The organism is Lysinibacillus sp. FSL M8-0337 (genome assembly GCF_038593855.1).
In the GTDB taxonomy this organism is placed as follows: Bacteria; Bacillota; Bacilli; order Bacillales_A; family Planococcaceae; genus Lysinibacillus; species Lysinibacillus sphaericus_D.
Map to the genome: position 1 here is coordinate 1457198 of NZ_CP151996.1, position 14996 is coordinate 1472193.

12 protein-coding genes and 1 pseudogene are annotated in these 14996 nt (G+C 35.7%); 8 read left to right on the forward strand and 5 right to left on the reverse strand.

All coding sequences use genetic code 11. The annotated features are described in order from the left end of the window. Positions 1 to 34: 34 nt before the first annotated feature. The 3 genes from isdE to MKY08_RS06720 all read left to right on the forward strand — a co-directional run bounded on the left by isdE (position 35) and on the right by MKY08_RS06720 (position 5173). On the forward strand, positions 35 to 934 hold the full coding sequence (gene isdE, locus MKY08_RS06710; RefSeq protein WP_069512146.1) for a heme ABC transporter substrate-binding protein IsdE: 900 nt from the start codon (positions 35 to 37) through the stop codon (positions 932 to 934). Between the two features lie 21 nt (positions 935 to 955). Next, complete coding sequence (locus tag MKY08_RS06715; protein WP_069511926.1) at positions 956 to 1924, forward strand: iron ABC transporter permease; 969 nt, start codon at positions 956 to 958, stop codon at positions 1922 to 1924. Between the two features lie 306 nt (positions 1925 to 2230). Further along, entirely contained in the window at positions 2231 to 5173 is a 2943-nt protein-coding gene (locus MKY08_RS06720; protein WP_069511924.1) for an NEAT domain-containing protein, read from the forward strand. A 188-nt stretch (positions 5174 to 5361) separates the two neighbouring features. Here MKY08_RS06720 and MKY08_RS06725 read toward each other — a convergent pair whose 3' ends face one another. Next, entirely contained in the window at positions 5362 to 5688 is a 327-nt protein-coding gene (locus MKY08_RS06725; protein ID WP_069511922.1) for an antibiotic biosynthesis monooxygenase, read from the reverse strand. Between the two features lie 210 nt (positions 5689 to 5898). Here MKY08_RS06725 and MKY08_RS06730 point away from each other — a divergent pair, with 210 nt between their 5' ends. The 5 genes and pseudogenes from MKY08_RS06730 to MKY08_RS06750 all read left to right on the forward strand — a co-directional run bounded on the left by MKY08_RS06730 (position 5899) and on the right by MKY08_RS06750 (position 10738). Further along, entirely contained in the window at positions 5899 to 6870 is a 972-nt protein-coding gene (locus MKY08_RS06730) for an ABC transporter substrate-binding protein (RefSeq protein WP_069511920.1), read from the forward strand. A gap of 23 nt (positions 6871 to 6893) precedes the next feature. Continuing rightward, entirely contained in the window at positions 6894 to 7919 is a 1026-nt protein-coding gene (locus MKY08_RS06735; RefSeq protein WP_069511918.1) for an iron ABC transporter permease, read from the forward strand. Between the two features lie 4 nt (positions 7920 to 7923). After that, positions 7924 to 8694: an ABC transporter ATP-binding protein gene (locus MKY08_RS06740; protein ID WP_256093179.1), complete on the forward strand. Its 771-nt coding sequence runs from the start codon at positions 7924 to 7926 to the stop codon at positions 8692 to 8694. A gap of 158 nt (positions 8695 to 8852) precedes the next feature. Continuing rightward, positions 8853 to 9754: pseudogene (locus tag MKY08_RS06745) on the forward strand (ferrochelatase). Positions 9755 to 10105: 351 nt separating this feature from the next. After that, on the forward strand, positions 10106 to 10738 hold the full coding sequence (locus tag MKY08_RS06750) for a hypothetical protein (RefSeq protein WP_069511911.1): 633 nt from the start codon (positions 10106 to 10108) through the stop codon (positions 10736 to 10738). Between the two features lie 87 nt (positions 10739 to 10825). Here MKY08_RS06750 and MKY08_RS06755 read toward each other — a convergent pair whose 3' ends face one another. From MKY08_RS06755 to MKY08_RS06770, 4 genes are read right to left on the reverse strand one after another with little or no spacing between them, the layout of a single operon-like run. After that, the gene (locus tag MKY08_RS06755) at positions 10826 to 11974 is read right to left on the reverse strand and encodes an endospore germination permease (RefSeq protein ID WP_069511909.1); all 1149 of its coding nucleotides are present in this window, start codon (positions 11972 to 11974) and stop codon (positions 10826 to 10828) included. A 16-nt stretch (positions 11975 to 11990) separates the two neighbouring features. Continuing rightward, entirely contained in the window at positions 11991 to 12230 is a 240-nt protein-coding gene (locus MKY08_RS06760) for a hypothetical protein (protein WP_069511907.1), read from the reverse strand. 8 nt (positions 12231 to 12238) lie between these two features. After that, positions 12239 to 13426, reverse strand: a complete 1188-nt coding sequence (locus MKY08_RS06765) for a Ger(x)C family spore germination protein (RefSeq protein ID WP_069511905.1) — start codon at positions 13424 to 13426, stop codon at positions 12239 to 12241. Between the two features lie 28 nt (positions 13427 to 13454). Then, a complete protein-coding gene (locus tag MKY08_RS06770) occupies positions 13455 to 14978 on the reverse strand; it encodes a spore germination protein (RefSeq protein WP_069511904.1) in 1524 nt (507 codons plus the stop codon). Positions 14979 to 14996: the final 18 nt, after the last annotated feature.

Below are 14996 nucleotides of genomic sequence, written 5' to 3' on the forward strand. Positions count from 1 at the left end.
AGTGAAGATAAAAAATACGAAAGCATTTCATCGAATGCTATATATAGTAGGGCTTTTTAGTATGATAATAATTCTTTCAGCATGTATTACTTCAACTACGGAAAAGAAAAATCAAGCAGAAGAAGAGAATAACGAAAGCAATACAGTCGTTCAAGATGAAAATCAAAATCGAATTATTCCAACGACAGTTGCAGTCACACATATATTAGATGCACTGAATCTAGAGGCAATTGCGGTTCCTACAACTATGTATGATTTGCCAGAACGATATAAGGGATTACCGGAAATTGGTAATCCAATGTCGCCGGATATGGAAATTGTAAAATCTCTGAATCCAACAGAGGTATTTTCTGTAACAACATTGGAAGCAGATTTAAAAAATACATTTGAGGAAGTCGGTATTAATGCTTCATATGTCAATTTACAAAGTATCGATAATATGAAAGCGGCTATTTTAGAAATTGGTAAAAAATATGACCGTACTGCAGAAGCAACTAAGCTAGTGTCGCAGCTTGAAGGAAAGATTTCAGCCCTTCGAATGAAAGTAGAATTAAACGAATCACCTAAAGTTTTAATTTTGCTAGGAATACCAGGGAGCTATTTGGTAGCAACAGAAAATTCTTATATTGGGGACTTAGTGAGAATGGCTGGGGGTCAAAATGTCATGAGTGGTCAAGAGCCCGAGTTTTTACCATCCAATACGGAATTTTTACAACAAAGCAATCCAGATATTATTTTACGTCTGGCACATGGGATACCCGACCAAGTAGTGGAAATGTTTAATGAGGAATTTGCAACGAATGATATTTGGAAGCATTTTGACGCTGTGAAAAATGGCAGGGTGTATGATCTAGAGGAGCCTGTATTTGGAACAACTGCAACGCTTGCAGTGCCTCAAGCACTAGAAGAACTAATTGACATTATGTATCCGTAATGGGAAATGTAGAGGGCTCAGATGAATAAAAAAATTAGTAGTTTTATAATTGTAAGTACTTTACTTTTAGTCGTGATTATCTATTCGGCGATTACAGGCTCTATCAAAATGAATATGCTGGAATTTATTAGAGCTTTTTTGGGTGAAGAAAATCCAGATTACACAGTTATTAAAGATTTACGCTTCCCAAGGATCATCGTCGCATTATTTGCAGGTGCGGCATTATCAGTTGCAGGCGTATTATTACAGGCGGTTATGCGTAATCCATTAGCGGATGCAGGTGTAATTGGCATTTCAGCAGGCGCATCATTTGTCCAATTATTAGTCATTACATTATTTCCAATGCTGTTTTTCTTTACGCCATTCTTGGCTTTTTTGGGAGGAGCATTTGCTTGTTTTTTAGTATTTACGTTGTCATGGAAGTCGGGCTTAAATCCTTTGAAAATTATTTTAGTAGGTATTGCGATTAATGCGATGTTTACTGGTCTAACCGAAGCATTTGTTACACTATGTAGCTATATGAATATTATGGTTGGTGGTATAGGGGGCTCTAATTTGTCCATGCGTACTTGGAGTAATGTAAGTCTAATAACATTTTACGGTGCAATCGGTTTAATTATTTCTCTCCTTTTAGCTTCTTGGTGCAATTTATTGACTTTGCAAGACAAAACGGCAAAGAGTTTAGGCTTTAATGTAACACGTGCACGACTAATTATTGCAGCAACAGCCGTATTACTAGCAGCGATTTCAACTGCTACAGCAGGCGTTATTGCATTTGTCGGGTTATTAATACCCCATATTTCAAGAAGATTAGTAGGCTCAGACCATAAATGGTTAATTCCATTTTCAGCACTAGCGGGTGCCTTGCTGATTTTGACAGCCGATACGCTAGGTAGAATTTTAGTTGCGCCATTAGAAATTCCAGCATCAACAATAATGGCTATCATCGGTGGGCCATTTTTAATCTTTTTAATTCGCAAAGATAAGTAAAAGGAGATGAGTCAATAACATTTTTTAGCATCTCGCAACGTATTTTAACTTTCTTGACAATAATAATGGGCGGGATATAATTAAAATTGAATGATAATCGTTATCAATTGAAGAAAGTTATTTATATAAAAACATCCATGTCTGAATCGATGTTTTTCTTTTGATTATAATTGAGAATGATTGTCATTCTGGTTTAGGGATAGTACTAGTGAAAACTTTTAAAATAAAAAGGGGGTAGAAAAAGGTATTTAGATATTCTGAATTTCTTGTCATTTAAACGAATTAAATTTTCAGGAGGTCAGAGCAGTGAAAAAAATTTTACAATATGTAGCAATGGTAGTGCTGATGCTAGGTGCCATATTACCGAGCTTTGGCATGGAAGTACAGGCAAAGGAGAGTACCGATGCTAGTTGTACAATTGATTATTCAGCAAGTCTTAATGTTCGGGATGAAACTCAAACAAAAGATTCAGTAATGAATGGCTATATTTTAAAGGAAGTTACGATTCAACAACAAAAAGATGATCCATATAGGGTCGCAATTACGGTGCCGAAAAACTTTGTAGAATGGTATAAAGGTTTTAAAGTGAAGTCAGGTGGCGAATTAAAAGCAGCTATTGAAACAACGAAAGACAAGGCGGGCAATGAAATATACACATTCGTCATCGACAGACACGATGAATCAATTGAGGCGTGGGTTCATGTTCACGTTCCGGCTTTCAATTACAATAATAAAAAGTATACTGTTTACCTAGAATTCTCGAATGTTACAGAGACTAAGCGCGTTTGTGAAGAAGTACCAAAGAAACCAGAAACACAAGAACAAAATAAAGATGAAGCGAATACAGGAAAAGTTCCATCCACTGGTGGTACAGCAGTAGAAGACAAGGGCGGAATGGCTAATCAAGAAAAAGGGAATTCAAAAGGAAATACCAACGGCAATGAATCAGGTTCTGGGCAGAACGATACAAATTCAAATCCCGCTGGCAATAACAATTCTAACACTGAAAAAGCTGAACAATCAACTAATAGCGGCACATTGGTTGACGGAACTACAGGAAACTTTAATCAAGAGGGAGTAGTTCAATTTGATTTTCCACAAAATGCACAAGAAATAAAGACATTCCTACAAACAGCTAAAACAGTATTTGAAGACAATAAATATAAAGTTACTCTATCGTTAAATATACAAAATAAATTACAAGAATTTATTGTAAAACAAAATGGAAGAGAACTTGCGAAATGGTCTAACAAAATGGCTTCACTAGTACCTGTTGCAATGAACAAAACAGCATCACTCTCATTTGAAGCGAACACTCTAGATAACCTTGTTTTTGAAGCGGTGACAGCTGATAAAAAAATTTCAACAAATGTAATCGCAACAACGAAGGACGGAGCACCAGTTTCAAAAATTACTAATCCTATAACATTGCCGATTACTGGTGGGGGTACGAGTGGTGGTCCAACGCAATCAACAAATGGGCTGTATACAGCGGACTATACGTTTATTAGGGGTTCGGGTTCTGGTACTTCAATGATGGACCAATATGTAATTAAACCAGCGTACGTTGTGAGAAATGGTTCCTCCTATCAAGTACAATTAACGTTAAAAAATAGTTCATGGATTACTGGGTTTACAGTGAACGGTGTAACACCAACTACCATTAGCGACGTCAATGATGTGCGAGTTGTTCAATTTTCATTACCAAGTTTAGCTGAGCGTCATAATGCATGGGTAAAAGTAGATATTGACGATCTAAACTATCATCATAACTACAATATCTTTTTACAATTTAATGAAGCTTCATTGTCTAAAATAAGTGATAGTACAACATTCCCAATTACAAGTGGCCCAGTTAATAGCGGCTCAACACCGAATAAAGGTTTGCCGAATAATGGAACGAAGATTGAAGGAACTACAGGGGAATTTATGCAGGAGGGAGCAGTACGTTTTGAATTTGCACAGAATGCAAAAGAGATCGCTGCATTCCTTCAAAAAGCAAAGACAGTATTTGAAGATAACAAATATAAAGTTACGCTTTCATTAAATTCTGGGAAAAATTTACGGCAATTTATTGTGAAACAAAATGATAAAGAAATTGCCAAATGGTCTAACACAGTTGCAACTTTAGCATCTGTTGCACAGGTAAAAACAGCAGCACTTTCGTTTGAAGTTGAAACACTAGATAATCTTGTTTTTGAAGCAGTAACGACTGATAAGACCATTTCTACAAATGTAACAGCTACTACGACTACACCTACACCGATAACAAATGAAAAGATTACTCGTCAGCCAATTACGTATAAAATGGAAGCTGATCCAAATGGTAAAATACCTGAATTTATTACAAACTATTTAGCACCATACTTTACGAAGGCAGAATTAGTTACAATTGATGGTAAACGTTATATTGAAATGACACTAATAGGTAAGGCGTATGGCTTTGAAACCATTGCTTATATTGATGCAGATGGTAAGAAACAAAATATTGAGATAATTAGTTCTAAAGGTGAAAAATTAGATCAAGTACGCGTTATACGTCTACCATTCGTTAAAGATCGCAATGGCGTTACAAAAATATTTGTTGATTCAGGCAGCTTAGGTTATGGGGCATATACATTATTCTTTACGTTTAATGTACCAGCTGTAGACGAAGAAACAAAAATCGAAGAAGAAGATAAAAATAACGCTAATAACGTTGTTAAAAATCCTTTTACAGATATCGAGACTGTCTTTAGTAAGGATGAAATATTAGCTTTATACGCTGCTGGCATTACAACTGGAACAACAGCTACAACATTTAGTCCAAATCGAAATATAACGCGTGCTCAATTTGCAGTGATGATGGCTCGAGCGCTTAAGCTTCACTCAAATAAAGAAACTGCCTTTACGGATGTTAAAGGTAAGTGGTATCAAAAAGAAGTACAAGCACTTGCGGAGGTCGGCATTGTGAAAGGTGTTAATGCAACAACATTTAATCCAAATGCAAACATTACCCGTCAGCAAGCTGCGGCAATGATCATGCGTATGCTTGAATACAAAGGCTATAAAGCAACAGTTGCTGCAAATGCTTTATCATTTAAGGATGCTAATGAAGTATTTGACTACGCAAAGCAAGCCGTATCAGAATTACAAGCACAGGACATTATGACAGGATCGAAAGGCTACTTATACCCACAAAGCAATTTAACACGTGCTCAAATGGCGAAGATTTTAAAACGATCATTGCAATTAGTAAATTTAATTTAATTCATTCAAAAATAAAGTAAGTTGCTAATACTATCCCTTAAACGCTGATTAAAAGTGGATGAGGTGATAGCTCGAGTCATTCCGACAAACCTGTTGCCTCATCCAAAAGTGAAAAAATGCAATTCAAGTTAAATTCGAATTGCATTTTTTTACACTTTTTAATGATTCGTTGGAACATCTTCAAAAGTTTATTTTACTAAAGAAGCAGCAATTTCGGAAATAACAATTCGGTTACTTATGATTGGAGATGACTCGCTGTTTTCTTTGTTAGCAATCCTTTCACGGCGGTGTAATTTTATAAAGTCATCAGATTCGCGCCATGCTTCAAATTGCTCGATTGTATCCCAAAACATCATTACATTCATTTCATCGTGATTTTCTGGTTCTGAGCAAATGTTCACTTCAACTTTATGAAATCCTTCCCAGTTCAATAAAGTTTTATCAGTTGTAAATAGTGGTGCCATTTTATGAGCAAAACCTTTTTTTACTAAAAAACGGTTAGTAACTGTAATCATATTTATTGACTCCTTTATGTCATTTTTAATTGATATTGATTCTCATTATCAATTAAAACATGCATTAATTGGATATGCAATTAAAAATTAAAAAAATAAAACAATAAAAACGTTTGTTGACAATTATTATTATTTAAAATAGAATCATTAACAATCGAATGAGAATGATTATCAATTAAGCTTAAAAATAAAAGAAAGGATGATAGTAAAATGAAAAAGTTTACATTTCTATTAATTTGTGCGTTAGCTTTATCATTAGCAGCATGTGGTGAGAAAAGCACAACAGAGGATGTTAATGCTTCAGCAGACAAAGTAGAAACTGAGCAACAAGTACAATCGTCAGGAGCGATAACACTAATTGATGACTTAGGAAATAAGCATGAGTTTGAAGCAACGCCTAATTCGGTTGCAACGTTACATAGCGGAGTAATGGATATTTTGTTAGCGTTAGGAGCAAATGTTACGGGGCGACCAACGATTTCTTATGATATAGGAGCAGATGTAGCAGCTATACAAGAAATAGGCAACCCGCATGAACCGTCGTTTGAGAAAATTGCTGCATTGAATGCGGAGGTGCTTATTGTGCCACAAAGCTTTCAGCAGTTTGCTACAACGGTAGAAGCAACAGGTACGAAAGTTGTCTATTCAACGATGAATTCGGTTGATGATATAAAAGATACGATTGAAAAGTATGGAATGTTATTTAATAACACAACAGCAGCAGAAAAATTAGTCGCTCAAATTGATGAGAAAATTGCAGAAAGCGCTGCACAATCAAAGTTAGATGCTCTTATCGTTTATGGAGCACCAGGTACATATTTAGCCGCGCTTGATAATTCGTTATATGGTGACATTTTAAATAAAGCGGGTGGAAAAAATATCGCAGCTGATTTACCAGCGACAGATAAATATCCTACTTACGCGAATTTAAGTGTTGAGAAAATCGTGGAGCGTAATCCAAAAGTAATCATGCTGATTACACACGCGAATCCTGCTTCAGTAAAAGAAGGTTTTGAAAAACAATTAAAAGAAAATGCAGCGTGGAAAAATTTAGATGCAGTAAAGAATAATCAAATCATCATTTTACCATCAGAAGTATTTGACAACCCTGGCACAGAAGTCATTGAAGCCATTGATTATATGCGTGGCGTTTTAAAGACAGCTGAAGAAGCGGTTAAATAATCTTTTATAGTGGGGAAATAACGATGATAGAAGAGGAAAAATATGCACACCCTCTTGCTAGAAAACGAAGAATGGTGCTGATGGTGTTACCAATATTGTTAGTTATCGTAAGTGTCAGTAGTCTTATGTTAGGCCAAGTTTCGTTTTCAGTAAGTGAAGTGTTTAGTGGGATTTTTAGTTCAGAAGATACAATGGCACGACGAATCGTATGGGAAATTCGGATGCCACGTATACTGACGGGTATTATTATTGGCGTTTGTTTAGCTATTGCAGGTTCGATTTTACAAGGTGTCATGCAAAATCCATTAGCTGATCCAGGAGTTATTGGTATTACTTCTGGCGCTGGCATTATGGCAGTAGCAATTATGGTTGTCTTTCCAGGCTATATTATCTATTTACCTATTGCCGCTTTTGTAGGTGCATTTGTAGCCGCAATGATAGTCTATTCGTTATCGGTGAAAAAAGGTGGTACATCCCCAATGCGTATTATTTTAGTAGGGGTAGCCATTAATGCACTATGTGGTGCGGGGACAAATGCACTGATGATTCTGTATAGTGATCGTGTGCAATCTGTATTGCCATGGTTGTCAGGCGGTTTAATTGGTGTTGGTTGGGTACAGTTTAATATGATTATTTACTACGTCATTGTAGCAATTTTCTTATCCATTGTAGCGATCAAACATATTCGCATCATGCGTCTGGGAGATGAAATGGCAAGCCTTTTAGGACACAATGTGGAACGCAGTCGATTTTTTTTAATTGTGTTGAGTACGTTATTAGCAGGAATTGCTGTAAGCGTTGCTGGATTAGTTGGATTTGTTGGCTTAGTTGTACCGCATATTTTACGTTTAATTATCGGTGGAGATCATAAGTATTTAATACCTGCATCAGCATTGGCTGGAGGCTTACTAGTTGTCTTCGCCGATACAATTGCGAGAACAATATTTGATCCGATTGAGGTTCCTGTTGGCATTTTACTAGCATTCATCGGAGGACCGTATTTCCTCTATTTAATTCATAGAAAGGGGAATTCCATTGCTACGAACTGAGCACATTCATTATCAACATGAGTTCACCAATTTTCAGTTAGATGATATTAACTTGAAAATCAATGAAGGGGAAGTTATTAGTTTAATAGGACCAAATGGCTCGGGAAAATCAACATTATTACGTGTAATATCACGTCTTTTAAAACCGAATAGTGGTACTGTATATTTAAATGAGCAAAACATTCATGAAATGAAGTCTAAAGAAGTGGCTAAAACATTAACGATGCTTCCACAAATGAATAGTCATCAATTAGATTTAACTGTGCGTGAGCTAGTAGAGTTTGGGCGTCATCCGCATAGCGGAGGGAAAGCGGTCCTGACAAAAAAGGATATAGAAATTGTCGATTGGGCAATTGACGTAACTGGCTTGAAACACTTGCAAAATCGAGTATTACCATCGATGTCTGGAGGAGAACGCCAACGCGCTTGGATTGCAATGACTGTCGCACAGCATCCCAAAGTGTTGTTGCTCGATGAACCAACAACATACCTTGATATTGCGCACCAATTAGAAGTGATGGAGCTCGTAAAAGAGTTAAATCATAAATACAAGATGACAGTGATTATGGTGTTACATGATATTAACCAAGCTGCACAAAATAGCGAACGTCTAATTGTACTAAAGAAAGGGAAAATACACTATGATGGTTCTCCACATTGTGTGGTATGTAAAGAAATGTTCCAATCAATTTTTGAAATTGATGCTGAAATTTATATGCAAGGTGGCAATCCAATCTTTACCCCTATAAAATTGTGCGCAAGTCCTTGTAAATAATGTTAGCTTCGGCGGTCACAGGAAGTTTGTTAAAAACCCTTTTTTTGCAATGGCAACTGCAAGTAAATGAAAGCAAACGCTATTACGTTTAATTAATAAAGATGGAAAAAATCAAGCATAAAAATTAACATAAAATAATGAACAAAGGGGTTTACATAATGATTGGTATAATTTATTACGCTTATGGGGCACCGAAATCTTTAGACGATGTTACACCTTACTTTTCGCATATTATGAAAGGCAAAACGCCACCACCACAAGTGATTGCAAACGTTACGGCACAATTTAAAAAATTAGGTGGTGTAGATCCATTAGCCGCAAATACCGGCCGTATCGCAAAAGGGTTGGAACATGCTTTACAAAAGCGCTTATCACAGACTGTAAAAGTTTATAACGCCTATAAACATACTGAACCCTATATTCCAAATGTTATTGATACAATGCTAAAAGATGGCATCACAACTTTCATTACGCTACCTGTCAATCCGATTATGTCTTCAGGTGCTAGCGCGTTTCATGATGAAGTAAAATCGTTATTAGAAGGGCATAATGTGACTGTTATTCCTGCGAAAAATTGGCATCTAAATGCGGAATTACTTGCTGTATATCAAGATCGCATCAGACGTGCTTACGAATGGATGCCTGCAGAAAAACGAGCGCAGACGCATGTTTTATATACTGTGCATAGTCAGCCTATTGATCCTGAACGAAATGAAAGTTACGTTCGCCAGTTTACCGAATTAGCCGAAGCTGTGATAACTGGCACATTACTTATCGTAGCGGTCATGGCAAAGGAGACTGGCTTGGTCCAAATGTAAAGGATAGCATTTATACACTGCATGGCGAAGGAGCTCAAGGCTTCGTCACATGTGAGCTTCTTTCATTATCAGCGGATATTGAGTCCTATTTTGAAATCGGAAGTGATTGTCAACGAGTATGTGAAGAACTTCAAGTGGAGTTTGCCCAAGCGGAGTTTCCAGGTGATAGCTACGATACGATTCAAGCTTTAGCAGTCATTGTCGAATCATTTATACCAGCAGAATCACAGCTTCGTTCATAAGCTCAGTTGGATTGAAGTGAAAGTAAACGATTCATTTATTTCGCTTTAGGGGACCAAGCTTCCTTGAGTATGTAATGCTTAGAAGTAATTATCGTGATTAAAGAGCCCTACTACGTGATTATGAGTAAATGCCTTTGACACTCATCTATCATCCAAGTGGGCTTTTTCTTGTTTACTATTAACAATAGTCAATATAAATATGTACTGAATAAATATTTATATTGAGGCATTAATATAAAATCTATTGTTGAAAGGTGTTGATTCTTCGTACTAACATCCTGTAAAACATCAATCAATATTGATAATCTATCAAAAAAGTGAGAACTAACATTGTTTTAGTAGTGTAAACACATGAATTGGAAATACCCATTATCAGCATTAGCCATTTCGGCGTTATTAGTCGGCTGTAATCAGTCGGATAACGCAAATAAATCGGCTTCTAATGATATTGTAGAAACAAAAGAAGAAGCGATTATAAAGGACGAGCTCAATCGTCAAATAACAGTACCAATGAATCCTGCGCGTGTTGTAGTAGGAGGCATTTTACCCTATTTCTCAACTTGGTATATTGCCACGAATTCGACACAAGAAATTGTTGGTATGCATCCAAATTCATATAATGCAGCATCGCATTCCATCTTAAAAGACATTTCACCTGATATTATCTATATTACTAATTTTACTGAAACACAGCCAAAAGACTTGTTCAATAATTCAATTCAAGGCCAAGATTGGAGTCAGTTAAAAGCAGTACAAAACAAACAAGTGTACAAAGTGCCACTAGGTATTTATCGCTGGTATCCACCAAATGGAGATGCACCTCTTATGTTAAAATGGATGGCACAGCACAATCATCCAGAAATTTTCAATTATAATATGACTGAAGAAATTCAACATTACTACACTAAATTCTACAATTATGATGTAACTGAAGAACAAGTACACGATATTTTAAATCCTTCTTCTGAAGCGGCAAGATATTAATAGATACTGAATATAAAAAAACGGTTGCCAGTGGAAAAATCCTTGGCTACCGATTTTTTTGCGTTTCTTTTAGTGTTAAATTGAGCCTTATGATGATGCATTAGGAGGCGTTTCACCATCGTTCATAGCTGGGTCGATTTTTTTCTTATTTTTTGATCTTTTGAACATCGCTATCAATAGCAAGATGATGGGTAGAAAAATAGAAAAAACAGCGATAGCAAGTGGCCATGTTTGTTGGTTGTATTTATCGGAATGAATAATATTTGCATGAACAATTTGAGAGAGTGCTATTGAGATCATGCCAAGTGGCAAAATTAATGGTCGATGATCTTTTAGTTTCAGTATTTGGCTAATCCCAATTAAAGAAGCATAATAATACATAAACGCTCGTACAAATATTGTGACCATCCACATAAAAGCCATAATAATTTCAATACGTTGCAAAAATTTTCCTACAGAAATTTTTTGTGCCAATGTATAACTAGGGAATGTTCGAATAGTGGTATTGGTAACGCCTAATACAAGTATTGATAAAGCTATAAAGACAGTAATAATAAATCCTCCAACTAATGTGCCTATATAAAATCCTTTTTTACCTGATTGTAGGTTATTGATAACCGAAGGGAAAATCATTAATAGCACGATTAATGGAAAAGAAAATAGCCCCATAAAATGTATAATGCTATAGATAAATGGTTGAAGGGAAACTTCAAAAACTGGTTGCACATGTTTTATTTCTATTTGGGGTGAAACAAAGAACAAAAAAATAATAAATAACAATAAAAAGGCAGGAAATAGAATCTCTAAAGTACGTGCAAATACTTCAATCCCTTGATATGCAGCAAATAAAATAATACAGCAAAAAAGTATGGAAAAAACAACTGGAGGTGTTTCAGGCATCACCTCTGTTTGTAGGAAATTACCAATGAAATATAGTAACTCACCGGATGACAAAAGTGTTAACAGAACAAATCCGATAGAAACAACTTTGCCGATAAATTTTCCTAGAAATTTTTCAGTTACTTTTACAAGAGAAAGTTCCGCCATTTTATTTGATAACATAATAAATAGCTTTATTAAAAGTAAACTTAATAGAGTGCCGATTATTGCTACAATCCAAGCATCTTGCTGTACTTCTAAGGCAATACTTGCAGGTATTATTAGTACTCCTGTTCCTGCTGTATAAAGTATAACAATGATTGTGAATTGACGGGAGCTTATCAATTGTTTTTTCATAATAGCCTCTTATTTGTTATTTTTTATTTAGTAATGCTTCTTTTAGAAAGTCACTAATTGGATGAAAAATATACATAATTGGGTCCAGTGGGCTAGACTTTATAGCATTATAACTTATAGCAATGTTTAAGGATGTCCCTATGACTAAAAGAATGGAGAATGTCCAAATTAGCTTTTTTCCTTCCTTTTTTAATTTAGGACGTTCGACCAAAACAATAGCAAGAGCAATCGCTAATATGCCTAGAGCAATGAACATAGTGTTTTTTACTCCTTTAATTTTGAATTTTGCATCGTTCCTGAACCGTGTGTATTGACGTTTACCTTGACATTTACTTCAACATTTGGATAAATGGTATGCCAATCTCCTTTTATCTTTTTCCATTTTTTAGGGTCAGCGCGATGGATCGCTTCACCAAAACCGAGAACATCTGCGTTATATTTTTCTTGGAGAACATGCAGCGATTCATCAATATTCTTTTCGATAGATAACTCGGTTTGACGATTAATCCAATCAATCGTGGTCAAATCTGTTAAATTAATGTCACATTTCACTTCTGCAACATTTTGGACAATGTCGATGTTAACGTTGATGGTAGGTGAACCGTTCTTTATTAATCCCTTTGTTGTTGTTTTGGATTGCGTAATTTCAGTTGTTAACACACCTTCAGAAGGGCATGCAATAATTTCAATAGTTGATTTTATATTATCGTTTAAGTAATTAAAACTTTTACTGTCGTACTCATCCATATAACCGATTAATTTATCTTCTTTAAAAATGGCAAGGCCAGTAAACTTAAGTTTTACAGGTGTTTCAATTCTTTCTACGTTTGTTTGGTCAATGCCTAAACTTTTATCCCCTTGAATTTCAATAGCTGATAGAACAAAATATTGATTTCCTACTCCTAATTTTGTTACTAAGTCTTCAACATCGACTTCTAAAGTAGAGCCCCATGCATCTTGCGTAATTGTAAGCGAATTTAACATCTTTTTTGCTGGTATTTTTTCTATTGGGGTTAAGACATTTAAAATATCTTTGGCCATAGCTTGCTGCGAAACGATAATCGTAAAATCGTTTCTTATCTCCTGATCTCTTGCTAGAAAATCAATAGAATCTCGTATACCGTCTACAGCTAAGTCCTCTCCAAGCACAACTAATTGTATATGCGCAAAATATAATTTTCTTGGAGACAAGGCTAATATTTTTCGAATGGCTTCAAAGACAGTTTTTCCTTTTGCATGATAAGTAACTACGGGTGCTTGTCTAGATGACGACTGTTTTGAAGAGATTTGACTAGGATCTATTACTTGTACAGAAATGGCATATTCATCATCAATAAAGTCTATACCTAGAGCAGCAACAAGTGCCAAGTCATTTAATTCACGTTTACTCCAACAACCACTAAGAATTGAAATTAGAAAGATTAATGAAATCATTAGTATGGTCTTCTTCATTAGGTACCCTCATTTAACCAAATAGTGATTAGCGATTTTTGCGTCCTCTTACATTATTAATTTGACTAATTAGTCGCGGACGTGTTAGTAAAGAACCACGCGGTAAAACAATTAAAGCATCTTTTTGATCCTTCGGTATTAAAGGGGCATATGGGCTCATATATGGAACGCCAAAAGAACGTAAGCTACATAAATGAATGATTAATAGCATAATTCCAATAAATATGCCAAACAACCCGAACATCGCTGCCAAGCCCATTAATGGGAAGCGTAAAATACGAATTGAATTGGAAAGGCCATATGCTGGGAACAGAAAACTACAAATGGCTGTTAAAGCAACAATAATGACCATTGCTGCGGATACAATGCCTGCCTCAACGGCTGCTTGTCCAATAATAAGTGTGCCAACTATCGAGATGGCTGATCCAATCATTCTCGGCATCCTCAAACCAGCTTCTCTTAAAACTTCAAATGCGATTTCCATAATTAAAGCTTCAACAAAAGCAGGGAATGGAACGCCTTCTCGCTGCGCATAAATACTAATTAGTAGTGATGTTGGCAGCATTTCTTGATGAAAGGTCGTTAAAGAAATATAAAGTGATGGAGCAACCAATGCCAAACTAATCCCTATAAATCGAATAAGACGGATGAAGGAACTAACAAATGCGCTCTGATAATAATCTTCTGCTGATTGTAAAAAGGAAGTGAATAAGGCAGGTACAATTAAAACAAAAGGTGTACCATCCACTAGAATCGCAATCTTTCCTTCTAATAATTCTGCAGCTATAACATCTGGTCTTTCGGAATTGTAGATGGTAGGAAATAAAGTAAACTTTGTATCCTGAATTAATTGTTCAATGTAACCACTCTCTAAAATACCATCAATATTAATCTCATCTAATCGATGCAGTACTTCCTTCACTATTTTTTCATTGGCTATGCCGTTTATATACATAACGGCGATTTCGGTTTGTGTAACCTCACCTATCACTCTTGATTTTATCCATAGATTAGGGCTTTTTATTTTCCGTCGAATTAAAGCTGTATTCGTTCGTAAAGTTTCAGTGAATGATTCTCTAGGCCCCCTAATAACAGCTTCTGTAACGGGCTCTGTTATCGCCCTATCTTTGACCCGTTTAGTACTTGTTGAAATACCGATAGCAAGCCCATCTATTAATAAAATAGTTTCGCCACTTAAAATAGCATTTAACAATGATGAAAGGTCCGCAATATCTTTTATACTGCCAACAGTTATGCAATAAGCTTTTAATCGAATCGCAATTTCTTGCAAAGTAGTTTCAGATGTCGCTTCAAAATTAGAAATAATAGATTCTAAAACAAAGTCGTTAATCGAAGTATTATCTGCTAGACCATCCGTATACATAATAGCGATTGGTATCTCCAACGGTTTGCCAACCAAAAATTCACGGATAATAATATCATTGCTATTACCTAGTGAGTTTTGAATGGTCTTAATATTTTCTAGGAGAGATGTAGAAAGAGATGTAATCGTTTTATTTTCTAAGAGATTATCATTTTCGGCATTACTCACTACAGTGTCCTCCTTTAG

Bases quoted from the DNA above. Each gene is read 5' to 3' on its own strand.
- MKY08_RS06725 (WP_069511922.1), bottom strand. From the start codon at position 5,688: ATGATTACAGTTACTAACCGTTTTTTAGTAAAAAAAGGTTTTGCTCAT.
- MKY08_RS06715 (WP_069511926.1), top strand. From the start codon at position 956: ATGAATAAAAAAATTAGTAGTTTTATAATTGTAAGTACTTTACTTTTA.
- MKY08_RS06755 (WP_069511909.1), bottom strand. From the start codon at position 11,974: ATGAAAAAACAATTGATAAGCTCCCGTCAATTCACAATCATTGTTATA.
- MKY08_RS06765 (WP_069511905.1), bottom strand. From the start codon at position 13,426: ATGAAGAAGACCATACTAATGATTTCATTAATCTTTCTAATTTCAATT.
- MKY08_RS06730 (WP_069511920.1), top strand. From the start codon at position 5,899: ATGAAAAAGTTTACATTTCTATTAATTTGTGCGTTAGCTTTATCATTA.
- MKY08_RS06735 (WP_069511918.1), top strand. From the start codon at position 6,894: ATGATAGAAGAGGAAAAATATGCACACCCTCTTGCTAGAAAACGAAGA.
- MKY08_RS06760 (WP_069511907.1), bottom strand. From the start codon at position 12,230: ATGTTCATTGCTCTAGGCATATTAGCGATTGCTCTTGCTATTGTTTTG.
- MKY08_RS06750 (WP_069511911.1), top strand. From the start codon at position 10,106: ATGAATTGGAAATACCCATTATCAGCATTAGCCATTTCGGCGTTATTA.
- isdE (WP_069512146.1), top strand. From the start codon at position 35: ATGCTATATATAGTAGGGCTTTTTAGTATGATAATAATTCTTTCAGCA.